The sequence below is a fragment of the Methanolapillus africanus genome (genome assembly GCF_032714475.1).
GTDB lineage: Archaea > Halobacteriota > Methanosarcinia > Methanosarcinales > Methanosarcinaceae > Methanolapillus > Methanolapillus africanus.
Window position 1 is genome coordinate 56,953 of record NZ_JAWDKD010000018.1, and the last position, 22,753, is coordinate 79,705.

General features: G+C 45.7%; 19 protein-coding genes. 12 read left to right on the top strand and 7 right to left on the bottom strand.

Annotated elements, in window-relative coordinates:
- The first annotated feature begins 30 nt into the window (after positions 1-30).
- Together MsAg5_RS04805 and MsAg5_RS04810 are read left to right on the top strand one after the other, a co-directional pair.
- A complete protein-coding gene (locus MsAg5_RS04805) occupies positions 31-1,149 on the top strand; it encodes an MtaA/CmuA family methyltransferase (RefSeq protein ID WP_338099488.1) in 1,119 nt (372 codons plus the stop codon).
- Entirely contained in the window at positions 1,146-1,976 is an 831-nt protein-coding gene (locus MsAg5_RS04810) for a cobalamin-dependent protein (RefSeq protein WP_338099489.1), read from the top strand. Before MsAg5_RS04805 ends, MsAg5_RS04810 begins: the two co-directional genes overlap by 4 nt.
- Positions 1,977-2,233: 257 nt before the next feature.
- On the opposite strand, the gene MsAg5_RS04815 is transcribed toward MsAg5_RS04810, so the two are convergent.
- Positions 2,234-2,851 carry an FmdE family protein gene (locus MsAg5_RS04815; protein ID WP_338099490.1) on the bottom strand — a complete coding sequence of 206 codons (618 nt, stop codon included), beginning with the start codon at positions 2,849-2,851 and terminating at the stop codon, positions 2,234-2,236.
- 275 nt (positions 2,852-3,126) lie between these two features.
- Between MsAg5_RS04815 and MsAg5_RS04820 the strand changes: the two genes are divergently transcribed.
- From MsAg5_RS04820 to MsAg5_RS04835, 4 genes are all read left to right on the top strand, one after another.
- A complete protein-coding gene (locus MsAg5_RS04820) occupies positions 3,127-4,272 on the top strand; it encodes an iron ABC transporter substrate-binding protein (RefSeq protein ID WP_338099491.1) in 1,146 nt (381 codons plus the stop codon).
- 179 nt (positions 4,273-4,451) lie between these two features.
- Complete coding sequence (locus MsAg5_RS04825; RefSeq protein WP_338099492.1) at positions 4,452-5,522, top strand: FecCD family ABC transporter permease; 1,071 nt, start codon at positions 4,452-4,454, stop codon at positions 5,520-5,522.
- A gap of 1 nt (position 5,523) precedes the next feature.
- Positions 5,524-6,276, top strand: coding sequence for an ABC transporter ATP-binding protein (locus MsAg5_RS04830; RefSeq protein ID WP_338099493.1), 753 nt, complete (start codon positions 5,524-5,526; stop codon positions 6,274-6,276).
- 156 nt (positions 6,277-6,432) lie between these two features.
- On the top strand, positions 6,433-8,928 hold the full coding sequence (locus MsAg5_RS04835) for a DUF5814 domain-containing protein (RefSeq protein ID WP_338099494.1): 2,496 nt from the start codon (positions 6,433-6,435) through the stop codon (positions 8,926-8,928).
- Positions 8,929-9,370: 442 nt separating this feature from the next.
- On the opposite strand, the gene MsAg5_RS04840 is transcribed toward MsAg5_RS04835, so the two are convergent.
- From MsAg5_RS04840 to MsAg5_RS04850, 3 genes are all read right to left on the bottom strand, one after another.
- Complete coding sequence (locus MsAg5_RS04840; protein WP_338099495.1) at positions 9,371-10,483, bottom strand: pyridoxal phosphate-dependent aminotransferase; 1,113 nt, start codon at positions 10,481-10,483, stop codon at positions 9,371-9,373.
- Between the two features lie 119 nt (positions 10,484-10,602).
- Positions 10,603-11,259, bottom strand: coding sequence for a 6-phospho-3-hexuloisomerase (gene hxlB / locus MsAg5_RS04845; RefSeq protein ID WP_338099496.1), 657 nt, complete (start codon positions 11,257-11,259; stop codon positions 10,603-10,605).
- A 39-nt stretch (positions 11,260-11,298) separates the two neighbouring features.
- Positions 11,299-11,877 carry a hypothetical protein gene (locus tag MsAg5_RS04850; RefSeq protein ID WP_338099497.1) on the bottom strand — a complete coding sequence of 193 codons (579 nt, stop codon included), beginning with the start codon at positions 11,875-11,877 and terminating at the stop codon, positions 11,299-11,301.
- Between the two features lie 501 nt (positions 11,878-12,378).
- On the opposite strand from MsAg5_RS04850, the gene MsAg5_RS04855 reads away from it, so the two are divergent.
- Entirely contained in the window at positions 12,379-13,293 is a 915-nt protein-coding gene (locus tag MsAg5_RS04855; protein WP_338099498.1) for a DUF7847 domain-containing protein, read from the top strand.
- A gap of 2 nt (positions 13,294-13,295) precedes the next feature.
- Here MsAg5_RS04855 and MsAg5_RS04860 read toward each other — a convergent pair whose 3' ends face one another.
- A complete protein-coding gene (locus MsAg5_RS04860) occupies positions 13,296-13,565 on the bottom strand; it encodes a hypothetical protein (protein WP_338099499.1) in 270 nt (89 codons plus the stop codon).
- Positions 13,566-13,634: 69 nt separating this feature from the next.
- Here MsAg5_RS04860 and MsAg5_RS04865 point away from each other — a divergent pair, with 69 nt between their 5' ends.
- The 4 genes from MsAg5_RS04865 (at position 13,635) to MsAg5_RS04880 (ending at position 17,786) form a co-directional block, all read left to right on the top strand.
- Positions 13,635-14,594 carry a DUF7544 domain-containing protein gene (locus tag MsAg5_RS04865; RefSeq protein WP_338099500.1) on the top strand — a complete coding sequence of 320 codons (960 nt, stop codon included), beginning with the start codon at positions 13,635-13,637 and terminating at the stop codon, positions 14,592-14,594.
- 330 nt (positions 14,595-14,924) lie between these two features.
- Positions 14,925-15,956 carry a DUF7847 domain-containing protein gene (locus tag MsAg5_RS04870; RefSeq protein WP_338099501.1) on the top strand — a complete coding sequence of 344 codons (1,032 nt, stop codon included), beginning with the start codon at positions 14,925-14,927 and terminating at the stop codon, positions 15,954-15,956.
- Positions 15,957-16,176: 220 nt separating this feature from the next.
- Positions 16,177-16,674, top strand: a complete 498-nt coding sequence (gene hacB / locus MsAg5_RS04875) for a homoaconitase small subunit (RefSeq protein WP_338099502.1) — start codon at positions 16,177-16,179, stop codon at positions 16,672-16,674.
- Between the two features lie 71 nt (positions 16,675-16,745).
- Positions 16,746-17,786: an isocitrate/isopropylmalate dehydrogenase family protein gene (locus tag MsAg5_RS04880; protein ID WP_338099503.1), complete on the top strand. Its 1,041-nt coding sequence runs from the start codon at positions 16,746-16,748 to the stop codon at positions 17,784-17,786.
- A gap of 411 nt (positions 17,787-18,197) precedes the next feature.
- Here MsAg5_RS04880 and MsAg5_RS04885 read toward each other — a convergent pair whose 3' ends face one another.
- Positions 18,198-20,111: a site-2 protease family protein gene (locus MsAg5_RS04885; protein WP_338099504.1), complete on the bottom strand. Its 1,914-nt coding sequence runs from the start codon at positions 20,109-20,111 to the stop codon at positions 18,198-18,200.
- Between the two features lie 899 nt (positions 20,112-21,010).
- Complete coding sequence (locus tag MsAg5_RS04890) at positions 21,011-22,273, bottom strand: proteasome-activating nucleotidase (RefSeq protein WP_338099505.1); 1,263 nt, start codon at positions 22,271-22,273, stop codon at positions 21,011-21,013.
- Positions 22,274-22,516: 243 nt separating this feature from the next.
- Here MsAg5_RS04890 and MsAg5_RS04895 point away from each other — a divergent pair, with 243 nt between their 5' ends.
- Positions 22,517-22,753, top strand: a complete 237-nt coding sequence (locus tag MsAg5_RS04895; RefSeq protein ID WP_338099506.1) for a hypothetical protein — start codon at positions 22,517-22,519, stop codon at positions 22,751-22,753.

Below are 22,753 nucleotides of genomic sequence, written 5' to 3' on the forward strand. Positions count from 1 at the left end.
AGGTTTAAAGAATGTTCAGGAGATTCAGAAATGGTATCAGAAATGACGCCGACGAGACGTACCCTTGCAGCCGTTCTCGGCGGACGTGTGGACTATGTGCCGCCGGCCAACCCGTTGGCGCAAACGACTGTTGAACTGATGAAACACGTGGGGGCGTCTTGGCCAAAAGCGCACTACGACGCGAAAATGATGGCGGATCTTGCGGCGGCGCCTTATGACGTTTGCGGCATTGAAGCGGCCCGGCCCCAATTTGATATTTCGCTTGAAGCCGAAGTGCTCGGCTGTCCGCTCGATTGGAACAAACCGGACCGGCCGCCGGTGGCGGCGCACGCGTACACCGATCCGAAAGAAGTGACGTGGGCGGACGATTTGGCGAACGCCAAACGTGTGCCGGTTGTGCTTGAAGCGATTTCCATTCTGCGGGAACGCTACAGCGGCATGCTGCCGATTATTCCGGTGATTACGGCGCCGTTTACGGTGGCGGGACACATTGCCGGCGTGGAAAATCTGGTCCGGTGGACGCGCACCGACCCGGAAAAAGCGCATGCGTTCATTGACGCGGCGACCGATTTTGTGATTGAGTACGGCAAACTTCAGGTGGAAGCCGGCGCGCACATTTTGTTCCCGGCCGACCCATCCGCGTCGGGCGATTTGATTTCCGGCGAAACGTATGAGGAATTCGTGCTTCCGGCGCACCAAAGAATGGCCCGGGAAGTCAGCGCGCCTAAGATTTTGCACATGTGCGGCAACACGAGCAAATTGCTGCCCTACATCAAAAAGAGCGGCATGGACTGTTTCTCCTTTGACGCCGTTCCGGTGTGGTACTGCCGGCAAGTTCTGGGCAACAGCATGTCGATTCTTGGCAGCCTCGACGTTATTGATTTGATGCCCAACGGCACGCCGCAAGACGTTTACAACCGGACGCAGGAATGTATCCTTCAAGGCACCGACGTCGTCGGAACCGCTTGCGACGTTTCGTTTGGAACGTCCTTGGACAACTTGAAAGCGTACGTTCGCGCCTGTAAGGAAACTCCGGTCCCGAAAGCCGGCGACATTGAAGACACGATTCGTGAAATCGGCGTCGGAATCGGACGGTACCAAATCCAAAACAATAAGAACAGCAGCGACTGCGGAGGTGTTTTCAAATGATCCGGCACATTGACACGGCCATTATCGAATTGATTGAATTTAAGGAAAAGAACCCGAAGCGGTTTGAGGAGCTTTTGGCGGAAGGCATTAAAATCGGACGCGGTGAAAAAACGCCCGACTGGGGCGTCACCACAACGACGGTGGCGGAAATCCGGAAGAAATACACGCCCAAAGACCCGGACGCAGCGGCGCTCACCAATGCGGTGATCGACGGCGAAAAAGAAGAAGCGGCCAAGTTGACCAAAAAGCTTCTTGACGCCGGCAAAAACCCGACGGACGTCGTGGTCGGCGCGCTCATGCCCGGTATCCAAATCGTTTGTGAAACATACGATATGGGCGAAGCATTCGTTCCGGAAATCTTGCTCGCCAACGACGCCATGGTGGCCGGCGTTGTTTTGTGCCAAGAAAAACTCGGCGACATTCCGTCCGCCGGGAAAATCGCATCGCTTGTGATTGAAGGCGATGTGCACGACATCGGCAAAAACATCGTCGCCGCCATTCTGAGGGCGAACGGCTTTGAAGTGATCGACATGGGCCGCGATGTTTTGGTCGAAGACGTGGTCGAATTGGTCAAAACGAAGAAAATCGATTTGGTCACGGGAACCTCTCTCATGAGCACGACCAAAGACGGACTCAAAGCGCTTTCGGAAGCGATTGCGTTCTCCGGCGTCCCGGTGGCGTGCGGCGGCGCAGCGGTCGACGAACACTTTGTGGCGACATTTTCAAATGCTGTCTATGGAAAAGGTCCGCTGGACGCCGTGAAAATCGCAAAGGCCGTCACAAGCGGCAAAAAATGGGATCAGATCCGCAAGGAAATGAAACCGTAACTCAAAAAAAGATTACAAATACAAAACAAAAGCAAAACAAAAACGCCAACATGAACATGAATCAAACCTCTAAAAACGTTTTTTGAGACGGAAAGAAACCACCTGCAAATCAGATACCCCGCGTCTGTATTTTGCAGTTTTCCGTCCGGTCGATGCACATTTGCAAATTCATCTCCCACCTGCAATTTGCAAAGTGCATTGGCCGTTTTCTATTTTTAGTTTTTAATTGCTGTCTGAATCAGTTGACTGTTTTTAATTTACATTTTTGAAGCGCAGAATTGGCAGACCGTTTGGCCGTCTTTTTCAATGCAGCGGGCGACGCCGACGGATTCTTGGCAAACCGAACAAATGATGTTTGAAAAGATTTTGGCTTTTTCCGGCACCGGTATTTGCGGTTCCTTGACCTCAAAAATTTGGCTTGGCGCCGTCGTCAGAATATTTTGAACACGCTGTGCCGACAATTCTTTGTGGCGTTTCATGTCTTCCGGCGTTGCGGTGCCGGACATCACTTTTTGCCGGACGGCGTCGGCTTCAGGATTTTGAATGACGTCCGGAGACATCATGAGGCGAACGGCTTTTCCGGTTTTTCGGTTGTAAAACGTGAAGGCATTTTTTCCCCAATTGTTCACAAAAAGGTTGCCTTTGCCGGCCGTGCACCCGAGAACGGTTTGAATGGAATCGACCGTACAGGAGTCGGTTTCGGTGATGACGACGACGTCTTCGTCTTCCGAATATTCCAGGTTCAGAAGCTCTTTGGCGTAAAGAGCGGCTTGATAACCGATGGCAAGACCCGGACAGGAATGACCGTGAAAGGCAATGGCGTCATCGTAAGATCTGTCAGACAAATCTCCCAAAAATGAGTTTTTCGAATTCATAACACTAAATAGAAAATAAGAAGTATTTAAGTTTTTTTGAAAATGAAATCTATCGGCATTTTTAAAAAATAAATTTAATTTTATGGCAAATAAATTAAATTTATTTTGTGAAAAAATGTGATAAAAAATGTTAAATAAATGAAAAAGCATGAAATAAAGTAATACGATTTTTTAAAAAGGTATGAATATTTTAAAAACAAATCGATAAAAAACGTCGAAAAAATATAAAAAATCAAAAAAATATGAAAAAAATTCAAAAAATGAGGCAACGAATTATGTTTCAAAAGAAAACTCAAATCGGCTTGATTGGGGCGGTACTTATTTTAGCGCTTCTTTTTTCCGGCTGCGTCAATCCGGCAAGTTCTGAAAACACAAGTGATTCCGACATGATTACAATAACGGACGCCTTTGGCAGAAACGTCACGCTGCCGGACAATCCGGAAAGAATCGCCGTGAGCGGTTCCGGTTCCATGCGTTATTTCGTGTATTTGGAAGTCAGCGACCGTGCGGTGGCGGTGGATTACCAAGACAACGCATCGATGAAAATCGCAAACGATAACCGTCCGTACGCATTGGCTCACCCGGAAATTCGGGACAATCCAATGATCGGAACCGCCAAAGCGGTCATTGACGCCGAACGGCTGATGGCGGCCAATCCGGATGTTTTGTTTGTCGCCGCGTATTCTCAGGAAGATGTTTTACGGGCCGATGAAATTCAGCAAAAAACAGGCATCCCTGTCGTGTTGTTCTACACCGGCAATTATGTCGCGGAAAAAGAAAAAATCGACGAGACGTTCAGGATGCTCGGAAAAATCCTTCACAAAGAGCAACGTGCAAATGATTTGATTGCGTATTTTGAAGAAACGGAGGCGGATTTGAAAAACCGTATTAAGGATGCGCCGGCTCCGAATCAAACCGTTTACGTCGGCGGCGTTTCTTACAACGGCGCGCACGGGCTCAACGGTACCAATCCGTCTTATTTGCCGTTTATTGTTTTAAATTTGGATAACGCTGCCAAAGACATGACAATCACCGGAACCGGTACCGGATACGCACTGGTTTCCAAAGAAAAAATTGTGGAATGGGATCCGGATGTCATATTTGTGGATTTGGGAACGCTTCAGGCCGCCGGCGGCGGTTCGTTGGCGGAATTAAAAACAGATCCGTCTTACAAAGAATTGACGGCGGCCAAAACCGGAAATATCTATGCGGTCAACCCGTACACATCCATGAACAACAACCACGAAACATCGCTGGCCAACTGCTATTACGTCGGAAAAATTCTGTATCCGGAACAATTCAAGGATATTGATCCGGCTCAAAAAGCGGATGAAATCTACACGTTTGTCGTCGGCAAACCGGTTTTCGAACAAATGAATGCCAGCACGGGCGGATTATCGTATACGCAAGTTCAGTTGTAAAACACTGAAAACCAAAATTGAGAAACGATACGAGAAACTGATACGAAAACTGATACGAAAACTGATACGAGAAACTGATACGAAAACTGATACGAAAACTGATACGAAAACTGATACGAAAACTGATACGAATACGAAAACGAAACGCCAAAACAGTTTAAATCAAAACAGGTGAAGAAATGCATTTAGAAGACGGAAGGATGCCGGCGGAATACAAAAAATACATCGCCAGAAAAACAATGATCATACTCGGAATGCTGATTTTTTTGGCGGCGTTTTCATTGTTTGCGGTTTGCGTCGGCGCGGTTTCCGTTCCGCTGCCGGATGTTTTAAAAACATTGCTGGGCGGCGCCGGTACCGGCGTTTATGAACGGATCATTTGGTACATCCGGATTCCGCAAATTTTAACGGCTATCGTCGCCGGCGCCGGGCTTGCCGTTGCGGGTGTTGCCATGCAGTCGGTTTTGAGAAACCCGTTGGCTTCGCCGTATACGCTTGGTTTGTCCAACGCGGCCGCCTTCGGCGCCGCGGTCGGTATTTTATTTTTCGGACTCGGAACCACCGGAAGCAACATCGCCGATGCGGTGGTGGTTCAAAATCCGTATCTTGTTACGCTCTGTGCGTTTTTGTTCAGCATGCTGACGTCCGGCATTATTTTGTTCATTGCTAAAATCCGGTCGGCGTCACCTGAAATTATGATCTTGGCGGGCGTCGCGATCAATTCGTTGGCAGCAGCCGGACTCATGGCGATTCAATATTTTGTGGACGACACCAAACTGGCGTCTATTGTTTTCTGGCAATTCGGCGACGTGTCGCGCGCCGACTGGCCGGAGCTGGCGATCATTTCCGGTATCGTTTTGATTTGTTTTTTGTATCTTCTGTACAAACGCTGGGACTTAAACGCCATGGAAGCCGGCGATGAAACGGCCAAAAGTTTGGGCGTGAATGTGCCGCAAATGCGTCTTTTCGGCATGGTGGCCGCATCGCTGATCAGCGCCGTCATCGTTTCCTTTTTGGGCGTCATCGGGTTTATCGGCCTGGTTTGCCCGCACATCATGCGCCGTTTTGTCGGCAGCGACCACCGCTTTTTGCTGATCGGAACGGCTGTCTGCGGCGCTTTGCTGCTGCTCATTTCCGATACGGTTGCCCGAACGTTGATTGCGCCGCACGTTCTGCCGGTTTCGGTCATCACGGCTTTTTTGGGTGCGCCGGTCTTTCTCTATCTGATTATCCAAAAAAAGGAGATTTAAAATGGTCATTCGCGTTGATAACATCTGTTTTGAATACAAAACGCGTCCGGTGTTGGGCGGCATTGATTTAGATGTGTCGCGGGGTGAAATTTTATCGATTATGGGTCCCAACGGCGTCGGGAAAAGCACGCTTCTCAAATGCATGAACTTGGTTTTGAAGCCGACAAAGGGGACCGTTTTCGTTGACGATTCCGACCTTTCCGATTTATCCAAACGCGAAATTGCTCAGCGGATCAGTTATGTTTCCCAGCGGACCGAACCGTCTAAGATGACTGTTTTTGACGCCGTTTTGTTGGGCCGAAAGCCGCACATCGATTGGCAGGCAAGCGGCAAGGATTACAATATTGTTGACGCCGCCCTTAAACGGTTTGATTTGGAAAAAATGCAGCTTCGGCGGATTGACGAGATGAGCGGCGGCGAAATTCAAAAGGTCAGTATTTGCCGGGCGGTGGCGCAAGAGCCCACGATTATTTTGTTGGACGAACCGACGAGCAGCCTTGATCTTTACAATCAAATTGAAATTTTGAAGATTATCCGAAACATAACCGACGGCCACCAAACGGCGACCGTCATGACGATGCATGACTTGAATCTCGCATTGCGTTTTGCCGACAAATTTGTTTTCATGAAAAACGGCGAAATTTACAGCGCCTGCGACGCCAAAGGCGTAACATCGGAAATGATTGAGGAAATTTACGGTGTCAAAGTGCATTTGGAATACTATAACGGGATTCCGCATGTGATTCCGGTTTAATGTTGGCGGGTTGGTTTGCGTGGACAAAAATCAGCGCTCGGATTTTCGCTGCCGCCGCCCACGCGCGCGTTATCGCCATCATTTTTATCGATTCGTCAAAACCGCCCCTCGTTTTTTAACAAAGGTTTTTAATCATCCTTTTCTTTTCTCTACCCAATGTTATGGATTTTATTTGCCGGCAAAGGTCAGAAGTTTACCGTCATGACCATTTTGGATAAAAAAAAGGAGCCGCTGTGGACCGGGGAGCTGGAGCTCAAGGAAAATACGGCGGGATTCCGGCCGCATAAAATCCGCATTCTCAAACGGGAAGGAAAGGAGCTTTCCGATGAGGAATACATTCAATCCAAAGAGTTCATCAATCTGCTTAAAAAAGCCAACCGTATTATGATTGCAACCGGCTGCTCGGCGGCGCAGGAAAACGAACTCAAAAGCATGCTGTCGGCTTACCAGCTCAAATACGAATACGTCAACATCTGCCGGTTCTGTCTGCTTCAGAAACGGTTTAATTTTATCAACAAATCGTCCATCCGCTATCACAAAGAAATGATCTGTCCGGAATGCGCGAAAGACGAACTCAAAAAAGTGCTCAAAAATTCCCGGCAAAACATGGGCGACTCCACCGTTGACTTTTTTTATGAAACGCTCCTGCGGACCAAAGATTTTGACAAAACGGCGTCGCTGCTCTCGGCCGACCGCCTGGATCCGGAAGTCACCCGGTACGACACGATCCGATCAGCGGGCTCTGAAAAACAATTTCCGGTCAAAAAACTTCGGATTCACAACCGGCTCAAAAATTTATTGCTCGCCAAATCCGATCAACTTCTGCCCGTCCAATCGATGGCGGTTGACGCCGGCCTGCTCGACGGCAAAAACCTGATGGTGGTTTCGGCGACCGCGACCGGAAAAACATTGATCGGCGAAATTGCGGGCATTGAAAATATTTTGTCGGATAAAGGAAAAATGCTTTACCTGGTGCCTTTGGTGGCGCTGGCGAATCAAAAATACGATCAATTTAAAAAGCGCTATTCGGAAATCGGCTTGTCCGTATCGATCCGCATCGGCGCCGAACTGATCAAAACCAAATCGACGTCCGATATGAAAAAATCGCTGGATTCCGACATCATTGTCGGCACATACGAAGGCGTCGACCATATTCTGCGTCTCGGAAACGCCGACAGCCTCGGACAAGTCGGAACGGTCGTCATCGACGAAGTGCATATGCTGACCGACAGCGACCGCGGCCACCGCCTCGATGGTTTAATTGCAAGATTGCGTTACCTGTTTCCGGAAACTCAATTCATTTATTTGTCGGCCACCGTTGCCGGTCCTGAATATTTTGCGGAAAAGCTGGATTCCGAATTGGTGGTTTACGAACACCGCCCGGTTCCGATCGAACGGCACCTCGTTTTTGCCCGCGACGACGAAAAAATCCGGTTAATGGCGCAGCTCGTCAAAGACGAATTCAATATGAAATCGTCCAAAGGTCACCGCGGACAAACGATTATTTTTACCAATTCCCGCGCGAACTGCCACACGATTGCGGCGTCGCTTCACGCGTTTGGCATCAATTCCGCTTACTACCACGCGGGTCTCAATTTGGCGGAACGCAAAACCATTGAACACAAATTCGCCCGCGGCGAGATTTCGGCCATCGTCACGACCGCTGCTCTTGCGGCCGGCGTCGACTTTCCGGCGTCGCAAGTCATTTTCGAATCCATGGCGATGGGCATTGAATGGCTCACTGTTTCCGATTTCCTTCAAATGAGCGGCCGCGCCGGACGTCCGGATTACCACGACAGAGGAATTGTTGTTCTTATGCCGGTTCCCGGAAAATCTTATTCGTCCGGGGCGACAGGAACGGAAGAAGAAGTGGCAATTGCCCTTCTCAAAGGCGGTCTTTTGGAAGAGGAATTCGATTATGATGAAGAAGAGCAGCTGGAAGAACTGCTGGCGTCGGTTTCTGTGACGACGTCTCGCAGCGACCTCTCAAAAATTCAAAAGTCGATGTTTGGCGACATCAGCGAAAACATTATGCTCATCAAGCTTCAAAAATACAAATTTATCGAACTCGGCAAAGAAGTCAAACAAACCCGCCTCGGACAAATCGCTTCCGCCTACTTCCTGTCGGTTTCCAAAACCTACATGATTGTCGATTCGATCAATGCCGGCATTTCGCCGCTGCACATCATCACTAATCTGGACTTTTTTACGGCGGCGTCGTTTAAATATGCCGAACAAATCTCAAAAGACCTGCGCATGAACCTGCCGTCCCGTGTTTTTCAGGGTGCGTTCATGGATATCATTTTTGACGGCGAAAACCTCAAAGACGTGAGCCCGAAATATCAGAAGCTGCTCCTGAATTTCGCCGCCGATATGTTTGTCTGTTCGTGCCAAGAATCGCCCTATTGCGGCTGTGCCGAGCGCAAGTTTTCCGAAAAAATCATCCTTCTCCGAACCAAAGGGCTGGAACCGATTGAAATTATCCGAAAATTAGAGGACGATTACGGCATTACGGCTTATGCCGGCGACATTTTTTCCTATTTGGAAGACGCCATCCGCAATTTGGAAGCCATGGAACTGATTGCGAAAAATATGAACAAGAACGACGTGGCGAAGAATGCGAAAGAATTGCGGCTGAAAATTCAGGGCTGAAAAACGTATTGGTAGCCGGGAAAATATTCTCAATCATTCAACTTTTTCTAATCATGCAAACCATCCCGAAAATTCGAACGCGTATCGCGTTCGAATTTCTCGGATTCCGGCGAAATAGATTGGATACAGTGGTGACAGATGCAATCGGAACTGAAAACAGTAGGTACAAACTATAAATTAACTAATAGTAAACGCAATCTGTAAATTAATTAACTACACCTGCTGTCCATTCTATCTATTATTTACAGTAATCCGCCAAGTTCCGCCCTCTTCACGCCTGCGGCGTTCAGAGTTCGAAACTTGCGGGATAACACGGAACAGGTGCCACACGTTTTCAGTTTGTGCGCTGCGCCGGCGCGCGCGTTATGGCGTCGGCTTTTCATCAATCGCCAAAAACCGCTCCCGGTTTTTAAAAATAAAAAAAGAAAAGACGGAATAATGTTTACAAAACATTTTCCATAATGACCAAAGCTTTTTTGATGTCATCCATCGACGCCGCATATGAAATCCGGATATGGTCTTTTCCGTTGGCGCCGAAAGCCGTTCCCGGGGTCACGACGACGTCGTTTTTGAGAAGCGTTTCAGCGGCTTTGTCGCACTCCTTAATTTCCGGGAAAGCGTAAAAAGCGCCTTTGGGCATCACACATGGAAGCCCAATGTCGTTGAGGCCTTTCACGAGAACGTCGCGACGGTTCTTGAATTCATTTTTCATTTGAACGACGGAATCTTGCGGACCAACCAGAGCTTCTACAGCTGCTTTTTGAGCAATTGAGTTGGCACAGGCTTGCAAATATTGGTGGACTTTTAAGATTTGGCCGACATAGTTTTCTTTGGCGGCCAAATAACCGACGCGCCAACCAGTCATGGCGTAACTTTTTGATAGGGCGTTGATGGTGACGACGTTGTCCGAAAACTGCGCGGGGCTCACGTGTTCGCCTTCGTAAATGAAATACTCGTAAACTTCGTCGGAAATGATGGTGATGTTTTTGTCGTCGGCGATTTCAGCGAGCGCTTTGACGTCGGCTTTGGATGAAACGGCGCCGGTCGGATTTCCGGGGGAGTTGAGGATGACGGCTTTGGTTTTCGGGGTGATTTTTTCCAGCACGTCGTTGATGTCGAGCGTCAAATCTTCTTTCAGGCTCACACTGACGTCTTTGCCGTTCAGGAGTTTCACAATCGAGTTGTACGCCAAAAATCCGGGATTTGGGATCAGGACTTCGTCGCCGGGGCTGACGAGGGCGGAGAGAGAGATGTAGAGCGCTTCAGACGCGCCGGAGGTGACCATCACTTCGTTCGGTTTGACGGAAATGTGGTTTTCACGGTCTAATTTGCCGCAAATGGCGTTTCGAAGTTCCGGAATGCCGAGACCGGCGGTGTATCCGGTGAAACCGTCGTTAATCGCCTGAATCGCCGCCTTTTTGATGTTGTCGGGCGTATCGAAATCAGGCTCGCCGATGCCGAGATTGATGGCGTTGGGGCCGGCGGCTTCAAAAAGTTTCCGGATGCCGGAAATATTCACATTGGACACGCCGGTTGAAAATTTATTCTCTGACATTTTTATCTCTCCATCCTTTTTTTGAATTCAATTTTGGTTTTTGATTAAAATTTTTAAAATTGATTTAAATTTAATATTCAGAAATTAAATTTGAATCTTAATTTTCTGTTTTATTTTCCTTATTCTGTATTGGCGTGCCGTTTTCTCATATCTTCTTCCGGCGTACTCGTAATATCGATCAGCTGCGCGATGATTGAATCTAAAAACACAATCGTTAAAATCTCAAAAGATGTGCCCATCGGTCCGGATTTACCGGCTGCGCCGGCATTTGCACTGGTGTTTGCGCCGGTTTTATTTGCGTCGATTGCGTCAGCTCTGGATTTGGACGGAAGAATGACGTTGACGTCTGAAATTTTTCCGAGTTCGGATCCGCTTTTGGATGTGAGTGCAACGATTTTGGCGTTCAGGCTTTTGGCTTTGTTGGCGATGTAAAGAACGGACGCCGTCCCGCCGGAGCCGGAAATCGCAACCAGGACGTCGTCGGCTTTGACGGCCGGCGTGGTCGTTTCGCCGATCACGAACGCGTCAAATCCCATGTGCATGAGGCGCATCGCAAACGCTTTTCCCATCAGACCGGACCTGCCGGCGCCGGCGACGAAAATTCGTCCGCCGCTTCGCTTTGTTTCAACGATTTCCTCCAACATGGCGCAAACGTCTTTTTGATCAATATCGCCGATGACGGACTGAATTTGAGCCGTAATATTTTCCATGGATGAATAAACGGTGTCGCAAGACTGTACGTTATATTCACTGATTTCTTTGTTGTCACATTTCATAAAAAGTTCCTCTTGATCGGAAAAATAGAGAATCGAAAGTTACTCCACGTCGCACACCAAATCAAAGCCGAGGAAAAACGTTCCTTTGTCCGGCGATTTGTCAAAATTGTAAACTTTGCGGATGTATTCATCGCTGGGCGTCGACGGCGATCCCAACACGGCTTCTTTAATTTGGCAGGCGTCGCCCATAACATACGGTTTGGGCGGTAGGATCACAACCGGCTTTCCGCTGGCGCTTGGAATTTTGGTTTTGTCGATGATGAAGGTGCCCATCACCAAATAATCGGCATGCCCTTCGTACTTACAGACGTCTTCAGCTGAACAGTCAAAGCCGACCATTTCGCCGCCCTGCATCATAATGACGTTCGGCGGTTCCGGCCACACGTATTCCCGGGTGGTCGTAAAGCAGATGATGCATTCCTTTTTGAACACTTCTTTGACGCCTTGGTTGTCGCCTTCGCCCATGCCCATCAAAACGTTGCCGTTGGCGGCTTCTTCCAGTTTATCAATTTCAGCTTTATCGTCGTCGCTCAACAAAAATATTTGGTCGACGCCTTTGACTTGAGCCAAATGAGCTTTGACTTCTTCAATCATTTCTTTTTCAAGATCAGTGTACATATTTATTCCCCGAAAATCAATCCTCATTCTTGAGATAGAGTCTGTTTTTGAAATTTAAAATATTAAAATGAATTATTAGAATTATTAGAATTATTAAAGAATTGTTAATGAATTATTAAAATGAATTATTAAAATCAATGACAATAAATCAAAATCAATGATTTAATTAAATCTTATCCTCTTTAAAGCGTCGGAACATATTTTAAACTTTTTTTCAGAAAAATTTCGCCGCTTTGCTCCATCTAAAACCGATCCTTATTTTTTGAAACCGTCATGAAATATGCGGTCGTTACGCGCGCGCCGGCCGCCCGCAAAAAAAAGATGGTGCGGGTACGGAATAAATTATATATACTTACAATTTTATAATATGTTTGTTTATTTATTTTGAACTATATTTCAAATTCATATTCGATCTCATGAATCTATTTGAAAGACTTCAAAATAAATATGTGGTTGTTATTATTTTTTTAAATCGTTATTGAACTTTAAAAGGAGTTTATGATGACTGAAAGTTTACAAGAAACACTGACAAGAGGCTTTTCTGATTTTAAAAGAAACATGATGCCTCTGACCATGCCGCCACTTTTGATGATGATTGCGATTTTCATCTTGAGTCTTGTTTTCGGCGGCGTTCTCGCTTACTTTTTGGTGGCTGATTTCGGGGCCGGCAGCGGAACCGTGACGTACAACTATTGGGCTTATCTCATTGTGATGGTTGTTTTCGTTTTGGTGATTTTGCTGGTCTCCGGCTACTTTATGGCCGGAATCACGGGCTTATCCAAAGAAGCTGTCACGAACGGCACCACCAAATGGGGAAACATGTGGGGCTATGGCAAAAAATACTTTGTGCGCGTCACACTGGCCACCATCATTTCCACAATTTTGAGCTTGCTGGCAATTGTTTTCTATTTGCCGCTCATCTACGAACTTTATAAAGCCGGCACGGATCCGATGCTCGTTCTCGGAACACCGGCCGCGATGATGCAGCTTTTGGACGACGTGACGATTTACTACTACGCCGGCATGATTCTGTCGACCATTTACTACATCCTGTTGTCGTTCGTCATTTACTTCGTCGTCTACGCGATTGTCATCGACGACATGAAAACCATTGCCGGATTCAAGAAATCCTTCCAACTCTTGAAGGAAAACACCATCCAAGTCATGTGGTTCGTTTTGGCGGTTACCATCATCAGCATGCTGGTGGTTATGGTCATTTCATTGATTCTCTACCTGTTTGTCTGGCTGCTCGGCATCATCGGTCTTTACATTGCCGAAGTGATCGCCTTCATTATTGTCATCTTCCTGGTGGCTTTGACAACAGTTTGGAGCGCCCGCGCTTACTACGTTTTGGAAAAGCGTCCGGTTTATATTGACCCGGAAACTGAAAACAAAACGGTTGAGCAGACGCAGTAAAATCATGAATCTGTCGACAAAAAAGGAAATGGATCCCATTTCCTTTTCTTTTTGTTTTTTATTCTTTTTTGTTCTTTTCTTGAAGGGCGGGCGGCGCGCGCGTTACGGCGATGATTTTTTGCAGCGTGCCAAAGAAAACCGGATTTCATTTTTTCTTTTGTTTTTGTTTCTCTTTTTTTGCTGCTTAAAAAGATTTGACATCGTCGATAGTTTTTTATAACAGTCTGATTGATTAAATTATATGCCGACATCCGCCACACGATGTTGTCCATTTTTATGACATTCTTCAATTCAAATGTCGATTTTTTTGTCATTATTTTATTATTTTTGGAGTTTTTGATATGACACAAAATGTTGAAAGCATAACTGACACACTTAAAAAAGGTTATCGAAACTTAAGAAACAATACATCGATCCTCAGCCCAATATTGATTGAAATCATTGTTGCACTCGTTGTTGCCATTGTTTTCGGAATGATTGCCGGTGTTGTTGCTGTAATGACTCTGTCAATGGGAACCAATGTATTCCTTACAGTCTATGGTATTTTAGTTTTTATTATTGTTCTGATTATTCTTTTAATATCAGCTTACTTTACCGCAGGATTGACCGGTTTAGCAAGAGACGCCATTGCCAACGGAACAGCCAATTGGAACGATATGTGGGCCTACGGTAAAAAATACTTCGCCCGCTTCTTCTGGTTTACTTTAATTATCGCCGTCATCTCAGCCTTGTTCCAAGCGCCGTATCTGTATTCGTATATGAATTATATGACCGCCTTAATTGACAGTATCGGCAGTTTAAGCACGACTTCGCCGTACCCTTACATTCAGCCAAATCCGATGATGAGTGTTTATTCCTTAATCGGCAAAATTCTCACGTATGTGTTGTCCTTTGTGACTCTCTTTGTGACCGCTGCGATTATCGTTGATGATTTGTCCCTTGTTGATGGATTTAAAAAATCATTTTCTGTTCTTAAAGAGAACTTTGTGAAAGTGCTTTGCTTCTTCCTGGTTATTCAAATTGTCATTCCGATTTTGATCGGCGTTCTCTTTGGCATTCTTCTCTTCATCGTCCTTCTTTTGACGGCTTTATCTCCGATCATCGGAATTATTTTGATGTTGATTTTGATTCTGATTTTGATCGTCCTTTTAATCTTCTTTATTGCTTTGACGGTGGTCTGGACAACCCGTTACTACATGTCCTTGACCGGAAAGCCGATCTTTGACGAAACCGTTAAAGCGAATGTGGATGACGCTCAAATCAAAAATGATAATGAAGAAGAAAACGAATTGAACGGTTAAAATTGAACAATTTTAAGGTAAATAATTAAAACTCAAATCGGTGATTACTCACCGATTTATTTTCTATTTTACTTATTTTTCTCTATTTTTTGTTTTTCTATTTTTTGTTTTTAATATTTTATTTTTTTATCCTTGTTTTTCTTTATTTTTTCTTTTAATTTATATATAATCTCAATTGAATTCGCTTTTCCAGTAATTATTTATACACTCCGATTGAGTATGTATTGTGGGTTTCAATATCTTATTTATTTAGTGTGGGTTATAAATTAATTCAGAGTGTCTCTCATTAATTTATCAATTATTTTTGTTTTTAAAAAAGGAGTTATTTTTATGGAAAGTATATCCGATATTATCACAAATGGGTATCATACCCTCAAAAAAAACCAATCTCTCGTTGCACCGCTATTGATTTTCTTCGTCGTTTATTTTATTTTTAACGCCATTTTCCAAGTCATCAGCATGTTCTTGGGAATTGGAGTTTCCTTTACCGGTTCATATTCCGCTGTCATGGTCCTGATGACCATCATTTGGATTATTTCCCTTGTTGTTACGTTGTTGTTAACCGCTTATTTCGAAGCTGGTGCCATCGGTTTGGCAAGAGACGCCACAGCCACCGGAAAAGTCAAATGGTCCGACATGTGGACCTATGGAAAACAGTATTATGTTCGGCTCTTTTTGGCGCAGATCGTTTTGGCCGTGATCAGCTTGGTCTGCATCTTGTTCTTTATTCCGTTCATTTATGAAGCCGTCAAATATTCCGGTTTTTACGACCCCTTGGGAACACACAGCACCGCAATGATTGCTTACTTGATGCTCGGTCTTCTTTTGACGCTTGTTTATTCGATTGTGATCAGCCTCATCTTTTATTTTGTCAGCTACGCCATCGTCATTGACAATTTATCGGTGACCGACAGCTTCAAAAAATCATATAAATTGTTCCGGGAATATCCGGGAAAGATTATCTCGTTTTTCTTGGCGCTCATCGCTATTATCATTTTAATTGCCATCGTATTCGTAGTTGGATTCGTCATTTTGGCGCTTTTCTTCATCTCTCCGATTTTGGCGATTATCGGCATCTTGCTCATGCTTGTTTTATATCTGATCTTTATTGTCGTCTTGATTCTCTTTGCCGTTTTGGCAACGATCTGGGAAACCCGCCTTTACATGGTTTTGACCGGCAAGCCGATCTTCGGGACCGAAACGGAACTTCACCGCGACACATCCCAGCAGCATTTGGCTGAAATGAGAGCGGAAGAAGAAAAGGAAACAGCAACTGTTCCGAAAACGGATGCAGAATCCCAAACCGAAACACAAACTCAAATCAAAACAGATGATGAAGAAGAGAGCGAATTGAACAATTAATCAAAATCGTGATGTGATTCTCACATCACTTTTTTGCTTTTTAATTGCTTTTTAATTATCCATTTCATTTTATTCTCTTTCTTTTCATTTTATTTTTTTTATTTTTCTGTTTTTCATTCATTTTTATTTCTTTTTTTTAGGAAATTCTTTAAATATCCAAGGCGTATGGAAGAATATCTTTTATCAAAAAATTAAAATATATTTCACATGAGGTTATTTTATGGAAAAGCACATCCAAGGGAAAGTTTGGACATTCGGAAACGACATTGATACTGATGTCATCATTCCCGGAAAATATTTGAGAACGACCGACATGCAAGTTTTTGCCGACCACGCAATGGAAGGCATCGATCCCGATTTTTCAAAGAAAGTTCAAAAAGGCGACATCATCGTCGCCGGCGATAACTTCGGCTGCGGCTCTTCCCGGGAACAGGCGCCGCTCGCCCTCAAATATGCCGGCGTTTCGTGCGTGATCGCCAAATATTTCGCCCGCATCTTTTTCAGAAACGCAATCAATGTCGGACTTCTGATTATTGAGGCCGACATCGACGCCCAAGAAGGCGATACGGTCGATGTCGATTTGGAAAAAGGCATCATCTGTGTCAACGGCGATGCAAACAAAACGTATCCGGCCGGCAAAATTCCGGACTTTCTGCTTGAGATTTTAGAAGACGGCGGACTGGTTGAACATCGGAAAAAGAATCAGGCTGAACAATAATCTCAATAATTTTTTCATTTATTATTTTTTTTTATTTTGTTATTTGATTGATTTGTGTGATGGGTGTTTGAATGAGAATTGCAATTGTTGAAGGCGATGGTATCGGAAAAGAAGTGATTCCGGAAGCCGTTTTGTTGCTGGATTATTTTAATGAGAAATATAATCTCGGATTTGAAAAAGTGCCGGTGGAAGTCGGGTACGTCAAATGGGAAAAAACGGGTGAGGCTATCTCGGACGCCGACATCGATGTTTTGAAGTCCTGCGATGCCGTTTTATTTGGCGCGATTACGACCGTGAACGCCCCGTCTTACAAAAGCGTTGTACTACGCATTCGCAAAGAACTGGATTTTTTTGCCAACGTCCGCCCGATTCGCCCGATTCCGGGCATTGAGAAGTGTTTCAACTACGGTTTTTTGAAGCCGGAAACCGACATGATTATTGTCCGCGAAAACACGGAAGGCTTGTATTCCGGCATCGAAGAACTCGGTGACGAACGGTCGACGACGCTTCGCGTGATCACAAAGAAAGCCAGCGCCCGGATTGCCGCTTTCGCGTCGGAACTCGCGTCCGCCCGCCGAAACAAGCTGACCGTCGTTCATAAATCAAATGTCATCAAATCCGACAAACTCTTTTTGGACACTTGCAAAAAAACGGCCTTGGATTACTTTGTCGAACCAAACGATATGTTGGTCGACGCTTTTTCATACGATATGCTGATTCATCCCGAAAAATACGACGTCGTCGTCACCACCAACCTTTTCGGCGACATTCTCAGCGACACCGGCGCCGTTCTTCTCGGCAGCATCGGCCTCGCCCCAAGCGCCAACATCGGCGACAAAACAGCGCTCTTTGAGCCGGTTCACGGCAGCGCACCTGATATTGCCGGCAAAGGAATCGCCAACCCGATTGCAGCGATTTTGAGCCTGAAAATGATGTTTGAATGGCTGAAAATGAGCAGGGAGGCGGAAATTATTGAAAAAGCCGTATCTGTTGCATTATTTGAAAAGAAAGTCACAGCGGATCTCGGCGGAAATTTATCGACGATGGAAGCCGGAAAATTCATTTTAGAACAAGTTAAAATATTGGACTCAAAAATGGAAAAAAGAAGTTAATAGCTTTCTTTTTTTTCTTTTTTCCTTTTCATTTTATCTCTTTTTTTAATCGTTCAAGCAAACCATCCCGCAAAATCAGACGCTTTGCGTCTGTATTTTGCGGATTCCGATCAGTAAGATACATTCTAATTTACAGTACTGAGTTGCACCTACTGTTTACTGTATTAAATTGTATCTGTTCGCGGTATCCGTAAAATACAAACGCTGTCGCGTTTGATTTTACGGGGCGGTTTTCGTGACATTTTCAAAAAACGATCGTTCGATTCTAATAATGCTCAAAAAAAGTGTCGCCATAACGCGCGCGCATGCCGCTCGCCAAAAATATGAAAAAAAGAAACAAAGAAAAAACAAAACAAAAGCGGAGGCAAAATTTAGTTTTTTGCCACAACGCTTTCATTTTATATTTTTATTTTATCCCAGCAAAGTCAGGAAATATTTTCCGATAAACGGCCAAATGAACATGAAAATAAATGATCCGAAAATGAAAATGCTCAGATAGAAGCAAATCTTCCCGGCCAGCCGCGCTGCTTTTTCGGAACTCATTTTAAACTTTTCACCGATCGTTTGAATCATCGCTCTAAAGACGTGGCCGCCGTCGAGCGGATTGGCCGGCAGGCAGTTGAAAAGACCGACATAAAAGTTCAGCCACGCGATCCAAAAGAGCGCATTGGCGATCCAGAATATGCCGATGCCGAGCGGTTCCGCCCAGCCGGTGGGCGCGTAAAACTGCATCATCGAACCCGAAAATCCGCTGAAACCCTCGCCGGTGAGGCCGAAGAACGGCAATGCCATCATGTAAATCCAAGCGGCAAGCATCACTTTTAAGGATCCGCTGATGTCCGAGAAGTCCAAATCAAACAGCATGGACGGGAGGCGGTTGAGAATATCCAAATAGGTGGCGGCGTTGAACTGGCCGACCGAAAATCCGAGAAGACCGATGTGCAGCGGACCGGATGTGTAAGAAATGCCCATGTAGGCGCGGGACGCGTCGTTTGGATTTTGACCGAGCGTGATCGTCAGGTCCTGCGTTTGAACGACGTGGCCGTTCTCATCAAAGGTTTCCGCCGTTAAAACGATGGTGTCTCCGGGTTTTTTCGTGGAAAGCATTTCTGAAAACCCGTTGACGTCGGGAACATAAACGCCGTCGGCCTTTGTTATGACCATACCGGATTCTATGCCGGCGGATTCGGCCGGTGAGCCGGAAACGACGTTCTGAATATAAATGCCGGCGTAATTGACGTTTTCAGCGTTCGCATTTGTTTTCAGCGTGTAATCCGTTATGACGCGATCATAAGCGGCCGAAACGACAACGGAATCTCCCGGCGCAACATTTTTCAGCGATTCATTAATCGAAGCCGGATCCGTTACGGTTTGTCCGTTGATGGAGACGATCACCATGTCCTTGGAAAGGCCGGCGATAGCGGCCGGAGAGTTGTTGTCAATGTCGGTAATTTGAAGGCTTCCGATGGTTGTAATGCCGCCCAAAACGGGGCCGAAGAATAAAATGAAAGCGACAAGCGCAATACAGAAGTTCGCCATCACGCCGGCAGAAAGCACGCGAGAGCGTTGAACATTGGTGGCGACGACTTTCGGCTTTGTTTTCGTGTTTGTTTTTGCATTTGTTTTTTCATTTGCATTTGTATTTTCTGTTTGGCTTTCTGTTTTTGTTTGTTCTTCCGTTTCCGTTTGCTTTTCCGTTTCCATCTGTTTTTCAGCTTGCGCTTCTGTCTCTTTGTTTAGCTGAGCCTCATGTGCCCGAATTTCTTCGATGCTGGCGGTCATATCGTTGTATTCCGATTGCGCTTGTGCTTGAGCCCGCTGTTTCTCGAAATCGATTTCGCCGCCGAAGAGTTCTTCTTCATCCGGTTCGGCAAAACCGCCGATCGGAATAATCGCGAGCAGAATACCCATCGATTTGACGCGGATGCCTTCGACGCGCGCCAAAATGGAGTGCGAAAACTCATGGACAACCAAAGTGACGACGAGCGCCAGAAGTCCCCAGGTGAACGGAATGAAATCGTTGACGCCCGGTATCAGGAAGATGTTTTTCAGTTCGTTATATTTGCCAGGCTCCATCACGCTGCCTTCCAAAAACGATTCGACCAGCGCGTAATCGGACGCCAGCACGAGCGCGAACATGAAAATCATGCCGATAAACATCAAAACAATGCCGATGTTTGCGAAAAGCCGCCAAAAACGCTTTGGTTTGGCCGCTTTGTCAATCCATTCCAATCCTTTGGTGGTCCGGATCATCAAAATGGGACCCCATGCCGAAATATTATGTTTTTCCCAAAAACCGCGTCGGTCCAAAAAGGAAACAATCATCCAATATAATAAAAAAACGGCGATTAACGCCATTGTCGAAGGTTGCAATAAATCACCTGTTTGTTTTTTCGAAGTTTAAAAAGTTTAATTCGGTCTGTTGGATGATAAAAGTTCTTCAAATAAATAAGGTTTAGCAACGATGTGAAAACGCTTATGGGTGTCGAATAAATTAAAACAGAGGGCGTTTTTTGGCGAGTCGTTAAAAATGATCGCAATAACGCGCGCGTGGGCCGTGGCGCCAAGTTGGGTACCATTTTTGAGCCGGTGATTGCTGTGCTGTCATTGCAGATGGCAACTGTTCCCTATATGGACCCACAAGTTCAGAATGTCGAGCGCCGAAGGCGTGAGGTGGATTGAACTTGGCGGATTACTCTAAAAATTAGGTGTAAAAATAGAATCAGTCTGTACATATTTTTAGAATTCTGATTGTACCTGCTGTTTCCAATAATACAGATTATTTCTTGCTCCAATCTGCACCTTCTGTTCCTAAAAATACACATATTTATTGGTGCCGATTTACATCTATTGTTCACTATTTCAGCTACAGCTTACCGTTTGCTGTAAAATTGAATCTGTTCGTGGTATCCGTAAAATACAAACGCTATCGCGTTTGATTTTAAGGGGTGGTTTGCTTGACACTATTAACTTGCCGGACATACTTGCGACCGAAGGGAGCCGTTCGCGTAGCGAACTTTTAGAAACAGACTCCCACCGCCCTTGAAAAATTCTGAGCGAAGCGAGGAATTTTTCGGTTGATGTTACGGGATGGTTTGCTTGACATTCGGAACAAGCAAAACCAAACTTTCCGCGACCGATGGGAGCCGTTCGCGAAGCGAACTCATGGAAACAGAGTTCCACCGCCCTTGAAAATTCCGAAGCGAAGCGCAGGAATTTTTCTTTTACATAAACATGTTGTTGGGGACAGTGTTTTTATTTGTTTCCTCATCCCGTTTCACTTTTTTCACGGCGTCCAAAAGGTCTTGCATTTGGATCACGTTTCCGCGGCGGCGGAGCACAAAAATACCGGCTTCGCGGGAAACGGCGTTCAAATCGGCGCCGGAAAATCCGACTGTGTTTTTCGCCAGTTTTTCCAAATCGACGTCCGGTGCAAGATTCATCTTCCGGGTGTGGATTTGGAGAATCTCGTTGCGGGCTTTTTCGTCCGGCATCGGCACTTCAATGGCGCGGTCGAAACGGCCCGGGCGCAGGAGAGCCGGGTCCAACAAATCTTTTCTGTTGGTGGCGGCCATAATTTTCACATCGCCGCGTCCGTCGAATCCGTCCATTTCAGCCAGCAGCTGAAGCATCGTCCGGTTGACTTCGGCCGAACCGCTTGTGCCGTCAAAAGTTCGGGTACCGCCGACAGCGTCGATTTCGTCGATGAAAAGAATGGCGGGCGCTTTGGATCTGGCCATCGCAAAAATATCTTTCACAAGACGGGCGCCTTCACCAACGAATTTTTGAACCAAATCGGAGCCGGACATCCGGATAAATGTTGCATTGGCTTGCGTGGCCACTGCTTTTGCAATCAGGGTTTTTCCGGTACCGGGACTGCCGTACAAGAGAACGCCCGACGGCGGCTCAATGCCGATCTGTTCAAACAGTTCGGGGTGGGTGAGCGGCAGCTCGACGGTTTCAATCACTTCTAAAATCACATCTGAGAGGCCGCCGACCATGTCGTAAGAAACGTTGGGCGACTGAATCAATTCCATGACTTGGGCGCGAACGTCGGTCGACTGGCTGATTGTGGTCATAATGACGTAAGCAGCACCGTTGACGGCCACACGCATGCCGGGTTCCAAATCTCCGTTGAAATCAGGCGACTTGTGTGTTAAAATTTCCTGGTTGTTGCCGTGCAGTTTAATAAGGACCGCGTCGTCAAAAATTTCCATGACGGTCGCAATGAAAAAGGGGGTTTTTGTCAGCTCTTCCACTTGATTTTTAAGGCGGCGTATCTCCCAGCGGTGATCCTCGACGATTTGCGTCATTTTGAGGACGTTGGCTTTGAGTTCGCCGTTTTCAATTTTGGAAGCCGACAACTCTTCCGTTAAAATTTTAACTTTAAGCAACAACTCTTCGTTTTCAATGGTTAATTTTTCCGAAGAATGTTCTTTGTTGGAATGTTCGAGAGCCACATTGTTGGCTAAATCGTTTTCTGACATAATCATTGAGAAAAGGCTTTGATATTAATAACCTTTTTCTCAAATAAAAATAGACTGTTACGAGGATGTTGGAATCATCATAAATGGCTTTTAAATATCAAGAACCATATGTTTATATAAAACGAGACGGGTCTAATGCTTAACATTTTAAGACATGAAAATCTTAATGTGGGTGTTGTGAATATTTGTGAGTGATTGTGAATAATTGTGAATGATTGTGTGTTTTGAGCAATGGTGATTTTTATGCGATTTTCCGATGAATTAATTAAAAGGGCCGGCATTTTCTTTATCATCGGTCTGTTGATCTTGGTCTTTTGCTTTATCTTAACCATGCGGCTCAGCGAAGACGTCGTTCAAAACGGCGCCCCCATCCAAATCGGAAACATCACCTTTGGCGCAACGCCGGACATTGTCACCAATATTCTTGTTTTTATATTGGTTTTGATTGTCATGTACGTGTTTTTTTGGCGGAAATATTAA